Here is a 20,744-nt window from a genome sequence, read left to right as displayed (position 1 = left end):
ACTTCCGCTTTACGAACTCTCCCGAGCGTATCCCTACGCCTCGTCGGGCAGTTCGCCGACCCGGTTCTCCCACTTCGTGGACAGCACGATCGTGGTGCGGGTGCGGGCCACGCCCTTGGTGCCGGACAGCCGGCGGATGGTGCGCTCCAGGCCGTCCACGTCGCTGACGCGGACCTTGAGCATGTACGAGTCGTCGCCCGCGATGAACCAGCAGTCCTCGATCTCGGCCAGGTCGCGCAGCCGGCGCGCCACGTCCTCGTGGTCGGCGCTGTCCGACAGCTGCAGGCCGATCAGGGCGGTGACGCCGAGGCCGAGCGACGCGGCGTTGACGGTCGCGCGGTAGCCCGTGATGACGCCGGCCGCCTCCAGGCGGTTGATCCGGTCGGTGACGCTCGGCCCGGAGAGGCCCACGAGCCGGCCCAGCTCCGCGTACGAGGCCCGGCCGTTCTCCCGGAGGGCCTGGATGAGCTGCCTGTCCACCGCGTCCATAACCTGGCACCTTTCAATAATCGGCGAACTCGCCGCGTTTCATGTAGAATCTAAGGCATGCAGGGCTTCAGAGCCCGCAAATCTTCGCTCAACTCGCTAGATCAACGACGATCCTTCAGGAGTGACGTAACCGTGTACACGATCGAGATGGCCTACGCCCGCATGCGCGAGATGCAGGACCTGGCCAACCGCTCGCGTGCCCACCAGACCGCCGAGCGCCGCGCCGAGGCCAAGGCCGCCCGCTCCCTCAGCCGGGCCGCGCGCTCCGGGAAGCGCTAGTCCCCCTCCGGGGAGCGCGCACCACCCAGCTCTCCCTTCCACCGGCGGTACAGCCGGTGCGGCACACCCGCCGCATCCAGCACCCGCCCCGCGACGAAGTCCACCAGATCCTGGATGTGCGTCGCACCCGCGTAGAACGCCGGAGAGGCGGGCAGCACCACTGCGCCCGCCTCGTCGAGCGCCACCAGCTGACGCAGCGTCTGACCGCTCAGCGGCGTCTCCCGCACGGCGACCACCAGCGGCCGCCGCTCCTTGAGCGTCACGCTCGCGACCCGCTGCAGCAGGTCCTTCGACAGCCCCAGCGCCACCCCGGCCACACAGGCCGTGCTCGCCGGGACGATCAGCATCCCCTTCACCGGATACGAGCCGGACGACGGCCCCGCGGCGAGGTCCCCGGCGGGCCAGAACCGCACGTCGCCGAGGTCCGGCGCCGGGAAGTGCGGCTTCCCGTCGGCGCCCAGCGCCAGCCACTCCCGCAGGTCCTCCTGCCAGTGGCCGTCACGGAACTTGATCCCGGTCTCGTCCAGCAACGTCAGCCGCGACGCGCGGCTCACCACCAGGTCCACGGCCTCCCCGGCCGCCAGCAGCCCCCGCACCACGGCGGCGGCGTACGGCGTACCGGACGCGCCGGACACCCCGACCACCCACGGCCGGCGCTCCGGACACTGCGTTCCACGTTCGTACGGCTCCACGCCCCCGAGCCTAGCCGCAGGCCCGGAAGCGCCCGCGCGAGGCGGCCCCGGCTAGACGCCGAGCCCGCGCACCACCAGATCCAGCAGGGCGCACACGAAAAGCGCAATGCCGATGAAACCGTTGACCGTGAAAAATGCCCTGTTCAGGCGGGACAGGTCGTGCGGCTTGACGATGGTGTGCTCGTAGAGGAACGCCGCGGCCACGACGGCCAGGCCCACCCAGAAGAACACCCCCGCCCCCGTGATCGCCCCGTACCAGGCCAGCAGCCCCGTGGTGATCACATGGCAGACGCGGGCGCCGTGCAGCGCGGCCGGGACGCCGAAGCGGGCCGGCGTCGACTTCACGCCGTGCGCGCGGTCCGCCATCACGTCCTGGCAGGCGAAGATCAGGTCGAAGCCGCCGATCCACACGCCCACCGCGAGCCCGAGGACCACCGCCTCCCAGGACCACTCCCCCGTCACCGCGAGCCACGCGCCCACCGGGCCCATCGCCTGGGCCAGGCCCAGGATCGCGTGCGGGAAGTCGGTGAATCGTTTCCCGTAGGGATAGACCACCATCGGGACCACCGCGATCGGGGCCAGCGCCAGGCACAGCGGGTTCAGCAGGGCCGCCGCGCCCAGGAAGAAGAAGACGGCGATCCCGGCGCCGGTCCACGCCGAGCGGACGGACACCGCGCCGGTGACGATCTCGCGGTGGGCGGTGCGCGGGTTCCGCGCGTCGATCTCGCGGTCGATGATGCGGTTGCAGGCCATCGCGAAGGTGCGCAGGCCGACCATCGCGACGGTGACCAGCAGCAGCCGCGTCCAGTGGACGTTGCCGTACGTCTTGAACATCGCGGTGAGGGTGGCGATGTAGGCGAAGGGCAGCGCGAAGACGGAGTGCTCGATCATCACGAGCCGCAAGAACGCCTTCACCTTGCCGCTCGACGGCGCCGGGCCCGGGCTGAGGACCCCTTCCGCTGCGGACGTCACAGTCCGTACTCCTTCCACCGGCGGTCGACCTTCGCCGCCGTCTGCGGGTCGGACTCGACCATGTGCGGCCACCCCCCGTCGCGCGTGTAGCCCTCCTCGGGCCACTTCGCCGTCGCGTCGATGCCCGCCTTGCCGCCCCAGAACTGCTGGTAGGAGGCGTGGTCGAGGTGGTCGACCGGGCCCTCGACGACCGTCAGGTCGCGGGCGTAGTCGGTGTTGCCGAGCGCCCGCCAGGACACCTCGTGCAGGTCGTGCACGTCGCAGTCCGCGTCCACCACGATGATCAGCTTGGTCAGCGACATCATGTGCGCGCCCCAGATGGCGTGCATGACCTTCTGCGCGTGCTTGGGGTACTTCTTGTCGATCGAGACGATCGCGCAGTTGTGGAAGCCGCCGGACTCCGGCAGGTGGTAGTCCACGATGTCCGGGATGATGATCTTCAGCAGGGGCAGGAAGAACCGCTCCGTGGCCCGGCCCAGCGGGCCGTCCTCCGTCGGCGGGCGGCCGACCACGATGGACTGCAGCAGCGGCCGCTTGCGCATCGTCACGCAGTCGATCGTCAGCGCCGGGAAGGGCTCCTGCGGCGTGTAGAAGCCGGTGTGGTCGCCGAAGGGGCCCTCCGGGAGCATCTCGCCCGGCTCCAGCCAGCCCTCGATGACGACCTCGGCGTTCGCGGGAACCTGCAGCGGGACGGTCTTGCAGTCGACCATCTCGATGCGCTTGCCGGAGACGAAGCCGGCGAAGAGGTACTCGTCGATGTCGCCGGGCAGCGGCGCCGTGGAGGCGTAGGTGACGGCCGGCGGGCAGCCGAAGGCGATGGCGACGGGCAGCCGCTCGCCGCGCTTGGCGGCCACCTGGTAGTGGTTGCGGCTGTCCTTGTGGATCTGCCAGTGCATGCCGATGGTGCGCTTGTCGTGGCGCTGCAGGCGGTACAGGCCCAGGTTCCGCACGCCCGTCTCCGGGTGCTTGGTGTGGGTCAGGCCCAGGTTGAAGAAGGAGCCGCCGTCCTCGGGCCAGGTGAAGAGCGCCGGCAGCTTGTCGAGGTCGACGTCGTCGCCGGTGAGGACGACCTCCTGCACCGGGGCGTCCTTGATCTTGCGCGGCGGCACGTGCGCCATCGCGCCGAGCTTGCCGAACGCCTCGCGGATGCCGATGAAGCCCTGCGGCAGCTCGGGCTTGAGCAGCCCGCCGATCTTGGCGCTGATCTCGTCGTAGGACGTCAGGCCGAGCGCCTTGAGCAGGCGGCGGTCGGTCCCGAAGACGTTCATGGCGAGCGGCATGTCCGCTCCCTTGACGTTCTCGAAGAGCAGTGCGGGGCCGCCCGCCTTGTTCACCCTGTCGGTGATCTCACCGATTTCCAGGTACGGATCGACTTCCGCCTTGATGCGCTTGAGGTCGCCGTCGCGCTCCAGCGCCCGGAGGAACGAGCGAAGGTCGTCGTAAGCCATGCGCTCCAGTATCAAGCACGCACTACGCTGGACCGGTATCGGGGCCGCGAAGCGGCCCGTACCGCCGTTTCCGGGGAGCCGTCCGACATGCTCAGGTATCTGCCGTTCCTGCTGATCCTGGCGCTGTGGATCTACGCCTTCGTGGACTGTCTGAACACCCCGGAGAAGGAGATCCGCGGCCTGCCGAAGATCGGCTGGGTGCTCGTCATCCTGCTCTTCGGCGAGGTGCTGATCGGGCCGGTCGCCTGGTTCATCGCGGGGCGTCCGCGCGCCGCGGCCGGGCCGCGCCGCCAGGGGCGGGGCGGGGAGCGGCAGTGGGTCGCGCCCGACGACAACCCCGAGTTCCTGAAGTCGCTCCGGCGCGACCAGGGCGACCCGCCGCCCGCGACCTGATCCCGTCCCCGCGGCCGGACCCTGACGGCCGGTCGGACGAGTCGCCCGTCCGGCCGTCACCCGGTGTCACGGCCGTCACCCGCCGTACGGCGTAGCCGGCCATCGCCCGATCGGGTAATAAGAAAAGCCGATCCCGGCCGCCGTACGCCGCCACAGAGATCAACTCGTCCCTCTTCACCGCCATTTGGCACCCCGCCCACGCCCCCTCCCCCGTCCTTGACGCAGCCGTGCAGGGAGAGTCCGGCAGGCCACACTGAGGCCTCACGCGACTCAAGGGAGAGGGGCGCACGCCATGCCCGACATGACCCGACGCAGACTCATCGGCTCCGCCGCGGGCGCCGTGGGCGGCGCCGCGGCACTGTCGCTGCTGCCGCCGAGCGTGCGGCGGGCGGTCGCCGCCGGACCGGCCCGGCGCGGCTCGTTGCGCGACATCGAGCACGTGGTTCTGCTCATGCAGGAGAACCGGTCCTTCGACCACTACTTCGGCACCCTCAAGGGCGTGCGGGGCTTTTCCGACCCCGACGCCGTGAAGCTGCCGGACGGGCGGAGCGTCTTCCACCAGCCGGACGAAAAGAACCCGGCCGGCTACCTGCTGCCGTTCCGGCTCGACACGCAGAAGACGAGCGCCCAGGCCATCCCGTCCACCAGCCACGCCTGGTCCGTCCAGCACGAGGCGTGGAACGGCGGGAAGATGGACTCCTGGATGCCGGCGCACCGCAAGGCCGACGGCGCGAACGGCCCGTACGTGATGGGCTACCACACGCGCGAGGACATCCCCTTCCAGTTCGCCCTCGCGGAGGCCTTCACCCTCTGCGACAACTACTTCTGCTCGGTCCTCGGCCCCACCTGGCCCAACCGGCTCTACTGGATGACGGGCACCATCGACCCGGCCGGCAAGCGCGGCGGCCCCGTCATCGACAACACCGCGCCCGAGCCGTACCGCTGGACGACGTACGCGGAGCGGCTGCAGGCGGCGGGGGTCAGCTGGCGCGTGTACCAGGAGGAGGACAACTACGGCTGCAACCTGCTGGAGCAGTTCCAGCAGTTCAAGGACGCGAAGCCGGGCGATCCGCTGTACGAGCGGGGGATGCGCCGGCTGCCCGCGGGGACCTTCGAGGAGGACGCCCGCAACGGCAGGCTGCCGCAGGTCTCCTGGATCATCCCGACCGCGGCGCAGTCCGAGCACCCGCGCTACCTGCCGGCGGCGGGCGCGGACTACGTGGCGAAGAAGATCGAGGCCATCGCCGACAACCCCAAGGTGTGGGCGAAGACGGCGTTCATCCTGAACTACGACGAGAACGACGGGCTCTTCGACCACGTGCCGCCGCCGGTGCCCCCGGACGGCACGGCGGACGAGTTCGTGGGCAAGCTGCCGATCGGCGGCGGCTTCCGGGTGCCGTGCCTGATCGTCTCGCCGTGGACGGTGGGCGGCTGGGTCGCGGGCGACGCCTTCGACCACACCTCGGTGCTGCGCTTCCTGGAGGTGTGGACGGGGGTGCGCGAGCCCAACATCAGCGCCTGGCGGCGCCGTACCTTCGGCGACCTGACGTCGGCCTTCGGCTTCACCGACAAGGCCCCGCGGCCGCCGCGGCTGCCCGCGGACACCAAGGAGCAGCTCGACGAGGCCCGCTGGAAGGTCGCCCACCTGCCCAAGCCCACGCTGCCGGGCGCCCGCCAGCAGCCGCCCGAGCAGGAGAAGGGAAACCGGCGCAGGCGCTGATCAGCGGAGCGGCGGAGCGGCGGCGGGTGTCAGCGGGCGCCGCCGCCCGGCGGCTCGCCCGGGTCGCCGGTGCCGCGCAGCTCGTACTCCGCGCGCAGCTTCTGCCACCGGTCCAGGGTCCATCCCGACCAGTCCGCGGGCCGGCCCGCCAGGGCCTCCAGCAGGTACTCGAAGTGGTGGTGCCAGCCGGCCAGGCAGTCCAGGCGGACGGTGTCGGGTCCGGTGAACTCGTTGGTGAAGTGCAGCAGGGTGCCGCCGACGCTGGCCGGGGCCTCCTCCAGCTCGAAGCGGATCCGGCCGTGGATCTCGACGGTGTACTCGGCCAGGCTCTGCGGCTGCCAGGCGGTGACCCGGCCGGGGGCGACCGTCGCGTGCCCGGCGGGGTCGGTGTTCTGCCAGCGCAGGGTGATGGCGCCGCCCTCGCGCTGTTCGAAGGGCTCGGCCGCGGCCAGCCAGGTGGGCAGACCCTCGGGGGTGGCGATGGCCAGCCACACCTCGGCCCGGGGGAAGGGGAGCGACAGCTCGTAGCGCAGCAGGTGGCTGTCCTCGCCCCGGGGCTCGGACCTGCCGTAGAGGGAGGGGATCTCCATGGGTCCAGCTCTACCACCGCGGCCCGCCTCCCGCGCTCCGGAGAGCGGGGGAAACGGGCCGTACGGGGGCTGCTGCGCGGGATGCGGGTGACCCGCGGGGGTTCTGCGGGTGATGTGCTCAGACGCCGGCGTAGGAGTGCTTGCCGGTGACGAAGATGTTCACGCCGTAGTAGTTGAAGATGTAGCAGCCGAAGGCGGCGAGGGCGATGTAGGCGGCCTTGCGGCCCTTCCAGCCGGCGGTCGCGCGGGCGTGCAGGTAGCAGGCGTAGGCGACCCAGGTGATGAAGGACCAGACCTCCTTGGGGTCCCAGCCCCAGTAGCGGCCCCAGGCGGCCTCGGCCCAGATGGCGCCCGCGACGATCGTGAAGGTCCACAGCGGGAAGACCGTCGCGTTGATGCGGTAGGCCAGCTTGTCGAGGGTGGCGGCCGAGGGCAGGCGCGACATGGGGTTGTCGGTGCGCAGCGCGAGCTTGGCCTTCAGGCGGGCGTACTTGCGGTTCTGCGGCAGCTCGGCGAGGTGGCTGCGCAGGCCGGCGCCGGTGCGGCCCTCGACCAGGCGGGCCTCGTAGCCGTCGCGGAAGAGGTAGAGCAGGGTCGAGCAGGCGCCGACCCACAGGGCCGCGCCGGAGAGGATCGCGCAGGAGACGTGGATCCACAGCCAGTACGAGTGCAGGGCCGGGACGAGCTGGTCGCTCTCGGTGTAGAGCACGGAGACGGCGAGGCCGAGGTCGAGGAGGATCGTGGTGACCAGCGGCAGGCCGAGCCAGCGCACGTTCTTCTTGGCGGCCAGCAGGCCGAGGTAGACGCCGACGACCGTCATGCCGAAGGTCGTGGAGAACTCGTACATGTTGCCCCAGGGCGCCCGCTCCACGGACAGCGCCCGGGTGAGCACCGAGCCGGCGTGCAGCAGGAAGGACAGCACGGTCAGCGAGACGGCGATGCGCCCGTAGACGTCGCCCTTCTCGCTGGTGCCGGCGGCGCCCGGGCCGTCGGGCACGTCGCGGCGGCCGGCGGCGGAGCGGGTGACGACCTTGGGGCGCTCCAGGACGGCGGTGCCGCCGCCCTGGGCGCTCGCGCCGGCGGCGGCGGTGCGGGCGGTCTCGGCGTCGGTGGTGATCGCGGCGGCGGTGCGGCCGACGGCGCTCCGGCTGCCGAACACCCACTCCGCGATGTGGGCGAGGAAGGCCAGGGTGTAGACGGCCATGGCCGAATAGATCAGCACGTTGCTGATGTGCGCCATGTTCTCGTTGGCTGCGGCAGCGATGGGGATCACGCGCGCGCTCCTTCGGATGCTGCGGAGGAATCCGCGGACTCGGCGGACTCCGCGGGGTCGGGGGCGTCCGTGGCGGTCACGGGCGGGGCGTCGGACTGCAGCTCCGCGGCGAGGTCGGCGAGCTCCTCGGGGAGCTTCGCGGACTCGCTGCGGCCGAGGCCGGCCACCTCGACGACGGTGTGCCCGTCGGCGCCGCGGACGGCCCGCACCCACACGCGGCGGCGCTGGATGAACAGGGAGCCCGCCACGCCGACGAGGGCGGCGACCGCGCCGACGAGGGCGGTGGCGTTGCCGGGCTGCTGGGAGACCTGGAAGGTGGCCCAGGGCTTGATGCCGTCGAACTCCAGGGTGCCGCCGTCGGGCAGCGTCATGGTGTCGCCGACCTTGAGGACCTGCGCGAAGGGGCTGCCGTCCTTGTCCTTGAACTGCTTCATCTTGGACACGTCGAGCTGGTAGACGTTCTGCGGCGCGCCGCTGTCGGTGCCCAGGCTGCCGTGGTAGGCGGTGAGGACGAGCCGCGGGTTGTCCAGGTCGGGGAACTGGGACAGCATCGTGCCGGTCTTCAGGTCCAGGGTGGGCACGAAGTTGCCCTTGAAGCCGATCTGGTCCTTCTTGCCGTCCTTGGTGCGGTAGTCGCCCACCTTGAGGACGGTCGACTCGGTGATGTTGTTGTCGATGGGCAGCGAGGGGATGCCGCCGCGGAAGGAGACGTCGCCCTGCCCGTCGCGGACGGTGACGACCGGGGCGTAGCCGTGGCCGATCAGGTAGACCTTGGAGCCGGAGGTCTCCAGCGGCTCGTTGACCTTGATGGTGGCCTTGCGGCCGGGCCCGTCGGATCCCTCGTGGTAGGTGACGCGGGCCTGGTAGGTGCGCGGGGTGCCGCGCTGCGGGCCGGTGCGCTCGTAGCTGGCCTCGAAGCTGTCGAGGTAGAAGCTGAAGGGCTTGAGGTCGCCGGCGTCGAAGAGCGAGCCGGACTTGAAGTCGTCGTACTGGACGAGCGTGTTGGCGAAGCCGTCGCCCTCGACGATCAGCTTCTGGCCCTCGGACTTCCACAGCTGCCCGGAGGCGAAGGCCACGAGCATCACGATCAGCGCGATGTGGAAGACGAGGTTGCCGGCCTCGCGCAGGTAGCCCTTCTCGGAGGCCACCGCGTCGTCCGCCGCCTCGGTGCGGAAGCGCCGCTTCTTCAGCAGCTTCCGGGCGGCGGCCAGGACCTGCTCGGGCTCGGCGTCCGTGCGCCAGGTGGCGTGGGCGGGCAGCCGCTTGAGGTTGCGGGGGGCGGCCGGGGGGCGGCCGCGCAGCTGGCCGACGAACTGCCAGGTGCGCGGGATGATGCAGCCGACCAGGGACGTGAACAGCAGGATGTAGATCGCGGAGAACCACACCGAGCTGTAGACGTGGAAGAGGCCGAGCTTGTCGTAGAGCGGCCCGAGCGTCTCGTGGCTCGTGCGCCACGCCTCGGCCTTGACCGCGTCCACGCTGGTCTGCGGGACGAGGGAGCCGGGGATGGTGGCGAGGGAGAGCAGGAAGAGCAGGATCAGGGCGACCCGCATGGAGGTCAGCTGCCGCCAGAACCAGCGGACCCAGCCGGTCGCCTCGCGGGCGGTCCAGGCCGCGGCCCCGAGCGCGCCGGGCTTGCGGACGCCGCCGAAGGAGCCGGGCACGGCCTGGCCGGCGCCGGTGTCCTCGCGGGGGGCCGTCGACATGCCGTCGGCGTCCTCGCGGGGAGCCGTCGACATGCCGTCGGTGCCGGCGGAGCCGTTCGTGTTGCCCATCTGATCAGACCTCGGGGACGAAGGAGTTGGACCACGTCTGCAGTTCGCCGATGAGGCGGTCCCACGCCCCCGTGACGAGGAGCACGCCGACGGCGATCATCATCAGCCCGCCGGCGCGCATGACCCATGCATAGTGCCGCTTGACCCAGCCGAACGCGCCGAGCGCGCGCCGGAAGGCCACCGCGGTCAGGATGAAGGGCAGGCCGAGGCCGAGGCAGTAGGCCACGGTCAGCAGCGCTCCGCGGCCGGCGCTGGCCTGGTTCGAGGAGAGGGCGAGGACGGAGGCGAGCGTCGGGCCGATGCACGGCGCCCAGCCGAGTCCGAAGAGCGCGCCGAGCAGCGGCGCCCCCACCAGGCCCATCGTGGGCCGGGTGTGGAAGCGGAATTCGCGCTGCCCGAATCTGCTGAACAGCCCCATGAAGGCGAGGCCCATCGCGATGGTGAGGGACCCCATCACCATGTTGATCGTCTCCCGGTGCGTCAGGAGCGCCTGGCCGACCCAGCCGAAGAGGGTGCCCGTGGAGACGAAGACGAAGGTGAAGCCGAGCACGAACAGGGTGGCCCCGGCGATCATCCGTCCCTTGCGGGCCTCGGCCAGATCCGCTCCGCCGACCCCCGTCACGTAGGAGAGGTAGCCGGGGACGAGCGGCAGCACGCAGGGCGAGAAGAACGAGACCAGCCCGCCGAGCAGGGCGACGGGCAGGGCCAGCAGCAGCGCCCCGGAGAGCACCGTCTGGTTCATCTCGCCGACGGCGATCGTGACGGCGGCGGAGGTGGCGGGGGTCACCGGGTCACTTCTCCGCGACCAGCGGGTCGAGCGTCTTGCGCAGCTCTTCCTCGGTCAGCGCCTTGATCGCACGCGCGGCGATCTTGCCGTCGCGGTCGATGAAGACGGTGGAGGGGATGGACTGCGGGTTGAGGCTGCCGGCGGGGAAGCGCAGCAGCAGCTTGCCGGCGGAGTCGTAGAGGCTCGGGTACGGGACCTCGAACTCCTTCTCGAACTTGATCGCCGGGGCGGGGTCGGAGTCGCGGGTGTTGAGCCCGACGAACTGCACGCCCTTGTCCTTGTAGTCGTTGGCGACGTTGACGAGGTTCTTGGCCTCGGCCCGGCACGGGGCGCACCACGAACCCCAGACGTTAAGGACGACGATCTTGCCCTTGTACGCCTCGGCGATGTCGAGCGCCTTGCCGTCCAGCGTCTTGCCGGACAGGTCGGGCGCGTCCTGCCGCCCGCTCTTGTCGCTGACGACGCTGACGCCGCCCGTGCCCTGCACGAACTGGGTCTGGCCGCCGCTCTTGGGGTTGTCGCCCGAGCCGCAGGCGGTCAGGGACAGCGCCGCGGCGGCGGCGAGGATGGCCGGCATGGTGATACGCCGGCGTGGTCCGGGGCGTCGAAAGGCGCGGCAGGCACTCATGTGAAAAGTTTCGCATGGTCCGTTTAGGGATCTTCCGCGCCCCCCTGCAGGCTCTTCGCCGGCCTCGGGGCGGCCGTCCGGGGGCCGGTCCGGCCGCCCGCGGGTTCAGTCGGCCGCCCGGGCGTGCCACTTCTGGCCGACTTCGAGCCGGCGCAGGCCGCGCAGCACGGCCGGGTCCTGGGCATCCAGCCAGTCGACGAACTGCCGGAAGGAGACCAGGCGCACGTCCTTGTGGCGATCGTCGGCGATGCGTTTGAGGGCTTCCTCCACCGCATCCATATAAATCCCCCCGTTCCACTCTTCGAAGTGGTTTCCGATGAAGAACGGCGCGCGATTCGTCTCGTACGCCCGCGCGAATCCGGCGAGATAGGCGTCGGTGGCCTGCTGCCGCCAGTGCGGGTAATGCACCGAAGGGCCGCGCGTGGTGTTCTTCGACTGATTGGCGAGGATGTTGTAGTCCATCGACAGGACTTCGAACGAATGGCCGGGAAAGGGGATCTGCTGCAGCGGGAGATCCCACACACCGTGTTTCTTCGACGGCCACACCTGCGTTCCGCCCGGGGAACTCGCGTCATAGCGCCAGCCCAGTTTCGCGGCCGTCGGCAGCAGGTTCTCCTGCCCCAGCAGACACGGCGTCCGGGCGCCCACGAGTTCCTTGCGGTAATCGAACGGCAGCGGGTCCAGATCGGTGAACCCGGTGTTCGTGCGCCACTGGGTGACGAAGGAGACCGCCTGGTCGATCTCCGACTCCCAGTCGTCCCCGTCCCACTTCCCGACCGACCCCTCACCGGAACAGAAGTGGCCGTTGAAGTGCGTGCCGATCTCGTGCCCCTCCAGCCACGCCTCCCGCAGGTTGATGAGCGTCGCCCGGACGTGCTCGTCCGTGAGGTAGCCGATGTCGGAGGCGCCGACCGGGTTGTTGGGCGGCTTGTACAGGCGCTTCTTCGACTCCGGCAGCAGGTACACCCCGGAGAGGAAGAAGGTCATCCGGGCGTCGTACTCCTGCGCCAGCTTCCGGAACCGCGGGAAGAGGCCGTTGCCGACCTCGCCCGCCCCGTCCCACGAGAAGATCACGAACTGCGGCGGCTTCTGCCCCGCCTCCAGGCGCTCCGGCTCCGGCGGCTGGTGCGGCTGCGGCCCGGCGTCGGCCGTGGAACCGTCACCGATCGGCTTCGCCTTCGCCCGCTCGACCGCCTTCGCCGCCGGATCGCGCCGCTCCGGAACCGATTCTTCCGAGCAGCCGGCGACGCCGCCCAGCGCCGCGGCCGCTCCCATTCCCCATCCGAGGAGACCTCGTCGGCTGATGTCGCGCATGTCGACTCCGTCCGTACTCGCCGTGCCCCACGCCGTATGTCGTCCATATAAAACGACATTGGGTGAGAGGGCGCGTCGAGTACGACGGTTGCGCAGTTTCCCCCCTCTTCAGGGAGTTGCCCCGCATTTACGCAGTCGCCACGGCCCGATGGAGTAACCGCGGCCCCCGAACGGCCCTCAGGCGCCGAACGCCTTGGCCCCGCCCTTCACCGGCTTGGCCCCCGCGAGAAGATGCGCCGGGACCAGATCCCGCGCCGGTTCGCTGTAGCCGACCGAAACGATTTTGTCCCCCCTATAGGTGAACGTCGTCAGACTCGCCAGCGTGCACTCGCGCTTGCGCGGGTCGTGCCACAACCGCCGCCGCTCCACGAAACTGCGCACGATCCAGATCGGCAGCTGATGGCTCACGCACACCGCCTCATGGCCCCGCGCCGCATCCCGCGCCGCATCCAGCGCACCCATCATCCGGACGACCTGCTCCACATAGGGCTCGCCCCACGACGGACGGAAAGGATTCGTCAGGTACTTCCAGTTCGCCGGCTTCTTCAGCGCACCGTCGCCGACCCCGAACGTCTTCCCCTCGAAGACGTTCGCCGCCTCGATCAGCCGCTCGTCCGTCGCCAGGTCCACACCGTGCGTCTTCGCGATCGGCGTCGCCGTCTCCTGCGCACGCTCCAGCGGCGAAGCCACCACATGGGTGACGTCCCGCCCCGCCAGGTGCTCCGCCACGCGGTCCGCCATCCGGCGGCCCAGGTCCGACAGGTGGTAACCCGCCCGGCGCCCGTAGAGCACGCCCTCCGGGTTGTGGACCTCGCCGTGGCGCATCAGGTGCACCACGGTGATCTCGTCCCGCTTGCTCCCCGCGCTCTTCTCCGCGCTCACTTGGCCCCCTCCTCGGTCGCCCCGGCCGCCGCACGGGCCGCCGCCGGCAGCGCCGCCGCGATCCGCTCCAGCGCCGCCGCGTCATGCGCCGTCGACACGAACCACGACTCGAACGCCGACGGCGGCAGGTATACGCCCTGCGACAGCATCGAATGGAAGAAGGCGTTGAAACGGAACGCCTCCTGCGCCTTGGCATCGTCGTAGTTGCGCACCTCGCGCCCGGTGAAGAACACCGAGAACATGTTGCTCGCCGTCTGCAGGCGGTGCGCCACGCCCTCCTTGGCCAGCGCCTCGCTCACCATGGAGCCGATCTCGGCGGCCACCGCGTCGACCTTCTCGTACGCCGCGTCGTCCAGCAGCCGCAGCTGCGCCAGACCCGCCGCCGTCGCCACCGGGTTACCCGAGAGCGTGCCCGCCTGGTACACCGGGCCCGCCGGGGCCAGGTACGCCATCACATCGGCCCGGCCGCCGAACGCCGCCGCCGGGAAACCGCCGCCCATGACCTTGCCGAACGTCATCAGGTCCGGCTTCACGCCGTCGACGCCGAACCAGCCCGCCTTCGACGTGCGGAAGCCCGTCATCACCTCGTCGGAGATGAACAGCGCGCCGTTCTTGGCGCACGCGTCCTTCAACCCCTGGTTGAAGCCCGGCAGCGGCGGCACCACGCCCATGTTGCCCGGCGACGCCTCCGTGATCACACAGGCGATCTCACCCGGGAAGGCGTGGAAGGCCTCGTGCACGGCCTCCAGGTCGTTGTACGGCAGCACGATCGTGTCGGCAGCGGACGCACCGGTCACACCGGGCGTGTCCGGCAGCCCGAACGTCGCCACGCCCGAGCCCGCCGCCGCCAGCAGCGCGTCCACATGGCCGTGGTAGCAGCCCGCGAACTTGATCACCTTCGCCCGGCCGGTGAAACCGCGCGCCAGCCGGATCGCCGACATCGTCGCCTCGGTCCCCGACGACACCAGGCGCACCTGCTCCACGGGCTCGATGCGCGCGACGATCTCCTCGGCGAGCGCCACCTCCCCCTCACCCGGCGTACCGAACGACGTACCCCGGGCCACGGCCTCCTGGACGGCCCCGATCACCTCGGGGTGCGCGTGCCCGAGGATCATCGGACCCCACGAACACACGAGGTCGACGTACTCCCGGCCATCGGCATCCGTGAGGTACGGACCGGTACCGGACACCATGAACCGGGGCGTACCGCCCACGGCACGGAACGCCCGCACCGGGGAGTTCACGCCGCCGGGCGTCACGACAGAGGCGCGGTCAAAGAGTGTCTGCGAGACTGGCGCATGCTTGGGGTATGGGTAGCTCACGCTAGCCATGGTCTCAGAGCCTCGCGACGAGTCCGATCCGGGCGTTTCACATGCCCTTCACGGGGGAGGTCTCTGAGACGATGATCGGGTTGCGCGGCGGGGGCTGTGCTGCGTAGGAAAAAGCGGTCAGGTGGAGATATGCAGCGCGGTGGCGGAGTGGGTGAGGGCACCGGAGACCTGGGCCCCGAGCGCGCCCGGCAGTCCCGCAGGGGGCGCCACAGGGGCCGGCGCGACCGGCGCGAAGAAGACCTCGCGGGCAGCACGGAAAGCCCCGCGGGCGGTACGGACAACGTCGCCGGCAGCACGGCGGGCACAGGAAGCAGGAGCGGCCGCGTGGGGGTGACCTACAAGTACTTCGGGGCACCCAACAGCGCCGCCGCGGCCAACGTCCCCATCTCCATGCGCCCCGAAGAGCTCGGCGGTGACGAGCTCGGCATGGGCGGCATGTTCACCCGCATCAAGCCGGAGACCGTGGCCGCCATGGTGCTCACCGGCATCGAGGGCATACCCCTGCACAAGGTCCCCCCGCTCGAGCTGGTCGTCCTCCACCCCGACTACGCCGTCGTCAAACTCCCCATGACCGTCGTCGACCCCCTGCGCGGCGTCGGCGAGGAATCCGTGGGCGCAGCCGCCTTCATCTGGTCCACCGTCCCCGACCGCGGCGGCCCCCGCGACGCCTTCGGCGTCTACCAGCTCCTGCGCGAGTGGCAGGACTTCTCCCACCGCCTCCACGAGAACGGCCACCAGCCCTACTGCCTCGTCTGGCCGTAAGGCCCGCCCGCCCCACCCCGCCGTACGCTGCGGTCATGCTCGTCGCCCGGTCCATCGCCCTCTTCGCCCTCGCCGCGCTCCTGGAGATCGGCGGCGCCTGGCTGATCTGGCAGGGCGCGAGGGAACACCGCGGCTGGGCCTGGATCGGCGCCGGCATCGTCGCCCTCGGCGCCTACGGATTCGTCGCCACCCTCCAGCCCGACGCCCACTTCGGCCGCATCCTCGCCGCCTACGGCGGGATCTTCGTCGCCGGCTCCCTCGCCTGGGGCATGGTCGCCGACGGCTACCGGCCCGACCGCTACGACGTCCTCGGCGCGCTCGTCTGCCTCGTCGGCGTGGCGATCATCATGTACGTGCCCCGCGGCCGCTGAATATCCTGCCGAGGCACCACCCCCGCACGTCACCGGCCGCGCCACGCCCCAGGAGGCACCCCCATGAGCACCCGCACCGCCGTCATCACCGGCGCGAGCAGCGGCATCGGCGCCGCCACCGCCCGCCGCCTCGCCGCCGAGGGCTACCGCGTCGTCCTCACCGCCCGCCGCGCCGACCGCATCGCCGCCCTCGCCGACGAACTCCCCGGCGCCCGCGCCCACGCCCTCGACGTCACCGACCGCGCCGCCGTCGACGCCTTCGCCGCGACCCTCGACCGCGTCGACGTCCTCATCAACAACGCCGGCGGCGCCCACGGCGCCGACCCCGTCGCCACCGCCGACCCCGCCGACTGGCGCACCATGTACGAGGTCAACGTCCTCGGCGTGCTCCACATGACCCAGGCCCTGCTCCCCGCCCTGACCGCGAGCGGCGACGGCACCGTCCTGATCCTGTCCTCCACCGCCGCCCTCGGCACCTACGAGGGCGGCAGCGGCTACGCCGCGGCCAAGCACGGCGCCCACGCCGTCGCCGAAACCCTCCGCCTGGAGCTGTGCGGACAGCCCGTCCGCGTCATCGAGATCGCCCCCGGCATGGTGCGCACCGACGAGTTCGCCCTCACCCGCTTCCGCGGCGACCGCACCAAGGCCGACGCCGTCTACGCGGGCGTCGCCGAGCCCCTCACCGCCGAGGACGTCGCCGACACCATCGGCTGGGCCGTCACCCGCCCGCCGCACGTGAACGTCGACCTGCTCGTCGTCCGCCCCCGCGCCCAGGCCTCGAACTACAAGGTCCACCGGGAGGCCTGAGGCCGCCACGCGAAGCGGAAACGATCATTCCCGGATTACGGTCGTACCGACGGCCGCCCGGGAGGGGCGGCCCGCACCGAACAGGGGAGCTTCATGCGCGTCATCGCCTTCGACCACCTCGTCCTCAACGTCTCCGACGCGGAACGTTCCCTCGCCTTCTACACCGGCCCGCTCGGCCTCGACCCCGTCCGCGTGGACGACTGGCGCGCGGGCCGGGTCCCCTTCCCGTCCGTCCGCGTCTCCCCCACCACGATCATCGACCTGGTCGAGCGCGACCGCGGCGAGACCCCGTCCTCCAACGTCGACCACATCTGCCTCGTCGTCGAGCCCCTGGACTGGCAGACCGTCGTCGACGCCGGCACCTTCACCGTCACCGACGGCCCCGGCAAGCGCTACGGCGCCCGCGGCGACGCCGAGTCGCTCTACGTCCTCGACCCGGACGGCAACACGGTCGAACTGCGCTGGTACCCGCAGGACGTGCAGGGATAAGGGATGGGGAGCGCTCCGCATGCCGCGAGCGCTCGCCAGTTCGAGTGACGCCCTGCCGTTCCCACCGCCGGACCGGCAGCGGCGCCACACGATCGATCCATGACCTTCATGGACCTCGAAGACCCGCGCTACGCGTACATGTTCGGCTTCTTGCAGGCTGATGGGCTGCCGGCGTCTGCCGTTCGTCAGCCTCGCCACGACCAGCACCGCGATCGCCACCTACCTGTGCCACTACACCAACGTGACGCTGGGCATTCAGCGACTGACCAGCCGGAACGCCCGCGACGGCGCATACAACATCATGTACATGCAAGAGGCGGGCGTGGCACTGGCGGCTCACCTGTACCGCCCCGGGAGCCTGGCCCTGGAGCGGAAGCGCTCGGCGGCGGCCGAGGTGAGCGCCTGGGTCCGTCCGCCGCACATGAGCCCGCCTCGGCCGCGCCGCAGCTGGACGCAGATGGAGGACCGCATCCTGCTCGATGCGCCGACCATCGCGGCAGCGGCCGAGGCACTGGGCAGATCGGAGCAGTCCTGCAAACTCCGGCGCTGGCGCTTGCGCAAGGATCAGGCTGCCCGGGTGAACTGACCGTCAGCCCTTCACGCAGACGACCTGCTTCAGCTTGGCGACCACCTCGACGAGATCCCGCTGCTGCTCCATGACCTGCTCGATCGGCTTGTACGCGGCCGGGATCTCATCGACCACGCCGGAGTCCTTGCGGCACTCCACCCCGCGCGTCTGCTCTTCCAGGTCCCGCGCGGTGAACCGCTTCTTCGCGGCGTTGCGGCTCATCTTCCGGCCCGCCCCGTGGGAGGCGGAGTTGAAGGAAGCCGCGTTGCCCAGGCCGCGGACGATGTACGAGCCGGTGCCCATGGAGCCCGGGATGATGCCGTACTCGCCGCCGCCGGCGCGGATCGCGCCCTTGCGGGTGACGAGCAGGTCCATGCCCTCGTAGCGCTCTTCGCTGACGTAGTTGTGGTGGCAGGAGATGACCTGGTCGAAGGTGACCTTGGCCTTCTTGAACTCCCGGCGAATCACGTCCTGCGACAGCGCCATCATGATCTCGCGGTTGTGCTTGGCGTACTCCTGGGCCCAGAACAGGTCGTGCCGGTAGGCCGCCATCTGCGGGGTGTCCGCGACGAAAACGGCGAGGTCACGGTCGATCAGGCCCTGGTTGTGCGGCAGCTTCTGGGCCTGCCCGATGTGGTAGTCGGCCAGTTCCTTGCCGATGTTGCGCGACCCCGAGTGCAGCATGATCCAGACCGAATTGCCCGAATCAACACAAAGCTCCCAAAAGTGATTCCCGGACCCAAGGGTTCCCATTTGCTGAGCAGCCCGCCCCCGGCGGAAATGGACCGCATCGGCGACTCCGTCGAACCGCCCCCAGAAGTCATCCCATCCCGCCGTCGCGATCCCGTGCAGCCGCCCCGGGTCCACGGGATCGTCATGCATGCCGCGGCCGACCGGAATGGCCGCCTCGATCTTCGAGCGCAGCCGGGAGAGGTCACCGGGCAGGTCGTTCGCGGTCAGCGACGTCCGGACCGCCGACATGCCGCAGCCGATGTCGACGCCGACCGCCGCCGGGCACACCGCGCCCGCCATGGCGATCACCGAGCCGACCGTGGCCCCCTTGCCGAAGTGGACGTCCGGCATGACGGCGAGGCCCTTGATCCACGGGAGGGTGGAGACGTTGCGCAGCTGCTGCATGGCGACGTCCTCGACCGTGGCCGGGTCGGTCCACATGCGGATCGGAACGCGGGCGCCGGGCACCTCGGTGTAGGACATGGTTTTCCTCATAACCCCGTAAAAGCAAGATAACGCAAAAAGCCGGACATAGCGCCTGATTCGCGACGGCGAACCGGCAGACGCAGCGGCGCGTGCGGTAGACATACTGTCCAGCCGCCGCCTCCGCGGCAGCAACACGTTTTCGGTGGAAGGAGCCACGGACCGTGCAGCGAAGGGCTCACGCACCGGCCGCCGCACTGGCCGCCGCCGCGCTCGCCGCAGCGCTCACCGCCTGCAGCGGCGGCGCCGGCGCCGACGGGGGCGACGACTCCAAGCCGGGGCAGGCGGGGTCCTCCGCGCCCGCCGCGCAGCCCGGCAAGTACCGCAGCCTCCCCGAGCCCTGCGGCTACGTGAACCGTGACACCCTGCGCAGGCTCCTGCCCACCCCGGGTGACGACGAGGCCGACCGCGACACCCTCGCCAGGCTCTACAAGGGCCAGGCCGCGATCACCTACGACACCGACCGCCGCGTCGGCTGCCGCTGGAAGCTGGAGGCCCCGCAGGGCAGCCGGCACCTGACCGTCGACTTCGAGCGCGTCGTCTCGTACCAGCCGGGCGTCAGCGACGAGCAGCGCGCGGAGCAGCTCTACGGGCGCCGGGCGGCCGCCGCGCACATCCCGGTCTCCTCCGGCTCGCCCTCCGCGCCCGCGTCGTCCGCCTCGAAGGGCGCGAGTTCCGGGCCGCACCCGCAGGGCGGCGCCCAGAGCGGATCTCCGGCGCCCTCCGCGTCCAAGCCGGGCGCGCCTTCGGCTTCCGGTTCGCCGGCCGGCGGTGCTTCCCTGGCCCCGCGCGTCCTGGACGATCTGGGCGACGACGCGTTCATCGACGACAAGCTGATCACCGCCGGCTCGGGCGTGCACCGCGACATCAACATCGTCTTCCGGTCGGCGAACGTCATCGTGACCATCGCCTACGACCAGTGGTCCGCCGACAAGCAGCACGTGCCCGGGAGCGAGGATCTTCAGGGCAAGGCTCAGACCCTGGCCCGGGAGCTGGACGCGGGGCACTTCAACAACTAGCCGGTGGGCAATCCCCCACCGGCCCGCGTCGGCCGCGTACCGTGCCGGTCAGGCGGCGCGTACCGTGCCGATCAGGCAGGGCGAGGGCGTCCCAGGCGCTCCGCCCCTCGACACCGAACGAGCGAAGGACCCATGCACCGAACAGCCCCGCGACTCGCCCGACTCCTCGCCTGCGCCGCAGTACCGGTGATGCTCGTCGCCACCGGCTGCTCGGACGACGACGACGGCGGCGCGAAGAAGAAGTCGTCCCCTTCCGTCTCGGCGTCGGCTCCCAGCGCCTCGCCCTCGGTGAAGGCGGCCGCGTTCGGCAAGCTGCCGCCGGAGGTCTGCAAGACGATCGACGAGAAGACGATCGACAAGCTGGTGCCGAAGGCGAAGAAGAAGGAGGGGGAGGCCCTCCCGACGAGCGACGCCAACGACTCCGCGAGCTGCTTCTGGAACGGCCTGAACGACGAGGACGTCAAGGACCTGCAGTTCCGTTCGCTGACGGTGTCCTTCAAGCGGCTGGCCTCCGACCCAACGCTGGGTTCGGGCGAGAAGCGTGCGGAGAAGTTCGCCGAGCAGCAGGTGACGAAGGCGACGACGGCGGACGGCGCGAAGGACGCGAAGTCGGAGAAGGCCGAGGACATCGGTGAGGGCGCGACCGTGGTCGCGACGGACACCAAGAAGGACGACGACGACTACCGCAACGCGACGGTCGTCGCGCGCACGGGCAATGTCGTGGTCACGGTGAAGTACAGCGGCGCCGGTTTCCAGGGCGCGAAGAACCCGGCCGCGGACGAGATCGCCAAGGGCGCGCGGGACGCGGCCAAGGAAGCGGTGAACGCGGTCGCGGCGGCGAACAAGTAGCACCGCTCCGTACGCGAAGACGCCGGGCCGGTGTCGCGGCTGACGAGCAGGTGGTAGAGCAGTGCGAAGAAGGACCGCTGGGCGACCTTCA

23 protein-coding genes are annotated in these 20,744 nt (G+C 70.7%); 10 read left to right on the top strand and 13 right to left on the bottom strand.

Going from position 1 to position 20,744, the window contains the following annotated elements; translation table 11 throughout:
- Positions 1-33: 33 nt before the first annotated feature.
- Positions 34-489, bottom strand: coding sequence for an Lrp/AsnC family transcriptional regulator (locus tag ACSNOG_RS15095; RefSeq protein ID WP_168093790.1), 456 nt, complete (start codon positions 487-489; stop codon positions 34-36).
- A gap of 132 nt (positions 490-621) precedes the next feature.
- On the opposite strand from ACSNOG_RS15095, the gene ACSNOG_RS15090 reads away from it, so the two are divergent.
- The gene (locus tag ACSNOG_RS15090) at positions 622-768 is read left to right on the top strand and encodes a hypothetical protein (protein ID WP_436753155.1); all 147 of its coding nucleotides are present in this window, start codon (positions 622-624) and stop codon (positions 766-768) included.
- Here the strand turns inward: ACSNOG_RS15090 and ACSNOG_RS15085 are convergent.
- From ACSNOG_RS15085 to ACSNOG_RS15075, 3 genes are all read right to left on the bottom strand, one after another.
- The gene (locus ACSNOG_RS15085; RefSeq protein WP_436753173.1) at positions 765-1,412 is read right to left on the bottom strand and encodes a UbiX family flavin prenyltransferase; all 648 of its coding nucleotides are present in this window, start codon (positions 1,410-1,412) and stop codon (positions 765-767) included. The genes ACSNOG_RS15090 and ACSNOG_RS15085 overlap by 4 nt on opposite strands.
- A gap of 99 nt (positions 1,413-1,511) precedes the next feature.
- On the bottom strand, positions 1,512-2,432 hold the full coding sequence (mqnP, locus tag ACSNOG_RS15080) for a menaquinone biosynthesis prenyltransferase MqnP (protein ID WP_436753154.1): 921 nt from the start codon (positions 2,430-2,432) through the stop codon (positions 1,512-1,514).
- Complete coding sequence (locus ACSNOG_RS15075) at positions 2,429-3,880, bottom strand: menaquinone biosynthesis decarboxylase (protein ID WP_436753153.1); 1,452 nt, start codon at positions 3,878-3,880, stop codon at positions 2,429-2,431. Before ACSNOG_RS15075 ends, mqnP begins: the two co-directional genes overlap by 4 nt.
- 87 nt (positions 3,881-3,967) lie before the next feature.
- On the opposite strand from ACSNOG_RS15075, the gene ACSNOG_RS15070 reads away from it, so the two are divergent.
- On the top strand, positions 3,968-4,273 hold the full coding sequence (locus ACSNOG_RS15070) for a PLD nuclease N-terminal domain-containing protein (RefSeq protein WP_436753152.1): 306 nt from the start codon (positions 3,968-3,970) through the stop codon (positions 4,271-4,273).
- 292 nt (positions 4,274-4,565) lie between these two features.
- A complete protein-coding gene (locus tag ACSNOG_RS15065) occupies positions 4,566-5,993 on the top strand; it encodes a phosphocholine-specific phospholipase C (RefSeq protein ID WP_436753151.1) in 1,428 nt (475 codons plus the stop codon).
- Positions 5,994-6,022: 29 nt separating this feature from the next.
- Here the strand turns inward: ACSNOG_RS15065 and ACSNOG_RS15060 are convergent, their stop codons facing one another.
- The 8 genes from ACSNOG_RS15060 to hemL all read right to left on the bottom strand — a co-directional run bounded on the left by ACSNOG_RS15060 (position 6,023) and on the right by hemL (position 14,573).
- Entirely contained in the window at positions 6,023-6,583 is a 561-nt protein-coding gene (locus ACSNOG_RS15060; RefSeq protein WP_436753150.1) for an SRPBCC domain-containing protein, read from the bottom strand.
- A gap of 118 nt (positions 6,584-6,701) precedes the next feature.
- Entirely contained in the window at positions 6,702-7,853 is a 1,152-nt protein-coding gene (gene ccsB, locus ACSNOG_RS15055; protein ID WP_436753172.1) for a c-type cytochrome biogenesis protein CcsB, read from the bottom strand.
- A complete protein-coding gene (gene resB, locus ACSNOG_RS15050; protein ID WP_436753149.1) occupies positions 7,853-9,631 on the bottom strand; it encodes a cytochrome c biogenesis protein ResB in 1,779 nt (592 codons plus the stop codon). Before resB ends, ccsB begins: the two co-directional genes overlap by 1 nt.
- A gap of 4 nt (positions 9,632-9,635) precedes the next feature.
- Entirely contained in the window at positions 9,636-10,373 is a 738-nt protein-coding gene (locus ACSNOG_RS15045; protein ID WP_436753171.1) for a cytochrome c biogenesis CcdA family protein, read from the bottom strand.
- Positions 10,374-10,422: 49 nt separating this feature from the next.
- A complete protein-coding gene (locus ACSNOG_RS15040; RefSeq protein ID WP_436753148.1) occupies positions 10,423-11,046 on the bottom strand; it encodes a TlpA family protein disulfide reductase in 624 nt (207 codons plus the stop codon).
- 105 nt (positions 11,047-11,151) lie between these two features.
- On the bottom strand, positions 11,152-12,360 hold the full coding sequence (locus tag ACSNOG_RS15035; RefSeq protein ID WP_436753147.1) for a hypothetical protein: 1,209 nt from the start codon (positions 12,358-12,360) through the stop codon (positions 11,152-11,154).
- 177 nt (positions 12,361-12,537) lie between these two features.
- On the bottom strand, positions 12,538-13,185 hold the full coding sequence (locus ACSNOG_RS15030) for a histidine phosphatase family protein (RefSeq protein ID WP_436753170.1): 648 nt from the start codon (positions 13,183-13,185) through the stop codon (positions 12,538-12,540).
- A 53-nt stretch (positions 13,186-13,238) separates the two neighbouring features.
- Positions 13,239-14,573, bottom strand: a complete 1,335-nt coding sequence (hemL, locus tag ACSNOG_RS15025; protein ID WP_436753146.1) for a glutamate-1-semialdehyde 2,1-aminomutase — start codon at positions 14,571-14,573, stop codon at positions 13,239-13,241.
- Between the two features lie 129 nt (positions 14,574-14,702).
- Between hemL and ACSNOG_RS15020 the strand changes: the two genes are divergently transcribed.
- From ACSNOG_RS15020 to ACSNOG_RS15000, 5 genes are all read left to right on the top strand, one after another.
- Positions 14,703-15,335 (top strand): hypothetical protein, encoded by a 633-nt coding sequence (locus ACSNOG_RS15020; protein WP_436753145.1) that lies wholly within the window; start codon positions 14,703-14,705, stop codon positions 15,333-15,335.
- Positions 15,336-15,370: 35 nt separating this feature from the next.
- A complete protein-coding gene (locus ACSNOG_RS15015; protein ID WP_436753144.1) occupies positions 15,371-15,706 on the top strand; it encodes a YnfA family protein in 336 nt (111 codons plus the stop codon).
- A 63-nt stretch (positions 15,707-15,769) separates the two neighbouring features.
- Complete coding sequence (locus ACSNOG_RS15010; RefSeq protein WP_436753143.1) at positions 15,770-16,513, top strand: SDR family NAD(P)-dependent oxidoreductase; 744 nt, start codon at positions 15,770-15,772, stop codon at positions 16,511-16,513.
- A 93-nt stretch (positions 16,514-16,606) separates the two neighbouring features.
- A complete protein-coding gene (locus ACSNOG_RS15005) occupies positions 16,607-17,002 on the top strand; it encodes a VOC family protein (RefSeq protein ID WP_436753142.1) in 396 nt (131 codons plus the stop codon).
- A 160-nt stretch (positions 17,003-17,162) separates the two neighbouring features.
- Complete coding sequence (locus ACSNOG_RS15000; RefSeq protein WP_436753141.1) at positions 17,163-17,588, top strand: hypothetical protein; 426 nt, start codon at positions 17,163-17,165, stop codon at positions 17,586-17,588.
- Positions 17,589-17,591: 3 nt separating this feature from the next.
- Here ACSNOG_RS15000 and ACSNOG_RS14995 read toward each other — a convergent pair whose 3' ends face one another.
- A complete protein-coding gene (locus ACSNOG_RS14995; RefSeq protein WP_436753140.1) occupies positions 17,592-18,785 on the bottom strand; it encodes an RtcB family protein in 1,194 nt (397 codons plus the stop codon).
- 164 nt (positions 18,786-18,949) lie between these two features.
- Between ACSNOG_RS14995 and ACSNOG_RS14990 the strand changes: the two genes are divergently transcribed.
- Both ACSNOG_RS14990 and ACSNOG_RS14985 read left to right on the top strand, forming a co-directional pair.
- Positions 18,950-19,804: a hypothetical protein gene (locus tag ACSNOG_RS14990; RefSeq protein ID WP_436753139.1), complete on the top strand. Its 855-nt coding sequence runs from the start codon at positions 18,950-18,952 to the stop codon at positions 19,802-19,804.
- A 132-nt stretch (positions 19,805-19,936) separates the two neighbouring features.
- The gene (locus tag ACSNOG_RS14985) at positions 19,937-20,653 is read left to right on the top strand and encodes a hypothetical protein (protein ID WP_436753138.1); all 717 of its coding nucleotides are present in this window, start codon (positions 19,937-19,939) and stop codon (positions 20,651-20,653) included.
- The last annotated feature ends 91 nt before the right edge of the window (positions 20,654-20,744 follow it).

Origin of the sequence: Streptomyces sp. URMC 124 (assembly GCF_051386455.1) — a bacterium.
Lineage (GTDB): Bacteria > Actinomycetota > Actinomycetes > Streptomycetales > Streptomycetaceae > Streptomyces.
This window is presented reverse-complemented; position numbering and strand designations above follow the sequence as displayed.

What these genes read in the sequence shown, in the direction of transcription:
- ACSNOG_RS15095 (WP_168093790.1), bottom strand. Translation starts at nt 489, where the DNA reads ATGGACGCGGTGGACAGGCAGCTCATCCAGGCCCTCCGGGAGAACGGC.
- ACSNOG_RS15075 (WP_436753153.1), bottom strand. Translation starts at nt 3,880, where the DNA reads ATGGCTTACGACGACCTTCGCTCGTTCCTCCGGGCGCTGGAGCGCGAC.
- ACSNOG_RS15070 (WP_436753152.1), top strand. Translation starts at nt 3,968, where the DNA reads ATGCTCAGGTATCTGCCGTTCCTGCTGATCCTGGCGCTGTGGATCTAC.
- ACSNOG_RS15065 (WP_436753151.1), top strand. Translation starts at nt 4,566, where the DNA reads ATGCCCGACATGACCCGACGCAGACTCATCGGCTCCGCCGCGGGCGCC.
- ACSNOG_RS15060 (WP_436753150.1), bottom strand. Translation starts at nt 6,583, where the DNA reads ATGGAGATCCCCTCCCTCTACGGCAGGTCCGAGCCCCGGGGCGAGGAC.
- resB (WP_436753149.1), bottom strand. Translation starts at nt 9,631, where the DNA reads ATGGGCAACACGAACGGCTCCGCCGGCACCGACGGCATGTCGACGGCT.
- ACSNOG_RS15045 (WP_436753171.1), bottom strand. Translation starts at nt 10,373, where the DNA reads ATGAACCAGACGGTGCTCTCCGGGGCGCTGCTGCTGGCCCTGCCCGTC.
- ACSNOG_RS15040 (WP_436753148.1), bottom strand. Translation starts at nt 11,046, where the DNA reads ATGAGTGCCTGCCGCGCCTTTCGACGCCCCGGACCACGCCGGCGTATC.
- ACSNOG_RS15035 (WP_436753147.1), bottom strand. Translation starts at nt 12,360, where the DNA reads ATGCGCGACATCAGCCGACGAGGTCTCCTCGGATGGGGAATGGGAGCG.
- ACSNOG_RS15030 (WP_436753170.1), bottom strand. Translation starts at nt 13,185, where the DNA reads ATGCGCCACGGCGAGGTCCACAACCCGGAGGGCGTGCTCTACGGGCGC.
- hemL (WP_436753146.1), bottom strand. Translation starts at nt 14,573, where the DNA reads ATGGCTAGCGTGAGCTACCCATACCCCAAGCATGCGCCAGTCTCGCAG.
- ACSNOG_RS15020 (WP_436753145.1), top strand. Translation starts at nt 14,703, where the DNA reads ATGCAGCGCGGTGGCGGAGTGGGTGAGGGCACCGGAGACCTGGGCCCC.
- ACSNOG_RS15015 (WP_436753144.1), top strand. Translation starts at nt 15,371, where the DNA reads ATGCTCGTCGCCCGGTCCATCGCCCTCTTCGCCCTCGCCGCGCTCCTG.
- ACSNOG_RS15010 (WP_436753143.1), top strand. Translation starts at nt 15,770, where the DNA reads ATGAGCACCCGCACCGCCGTCATCACCGGCGCGAGCAGCGGCATCGGC.
- ACSNOG_RS15005 (WP_436753142.1), top strand. Translation starts at nt 16,607, where the DNA reads ATGCGCGTCATCGCCTTCGACCACCTCGTCCTCAACGTCTCCGACGCG.
- ACSNOG_RS15000 (WP_436753141.1), top strand. Translation starts at nt 17,163, where the DNA reads ATGGGCTGCCGGCGTCTGCCGTTCGTCAGCCTCGCCACGACCAGCACC.
- ACSNOG_RS14995 (WP_436753140.1), bottom strand. Translation starts at nt 18,785, where the DNA reads ATGTCCTACACCGAGGTGCCCGGCGCCCGCGTTCCGATCCGCATGTGG.
- ACSNOG_RS14985 (WP_436753138.1), top strand. Translation starts at nt 19,937, where the DNA reads ATGCACCGAACAGCCCCGCGACTCGCCCGACTCCTCGCCTGCGCCGCA.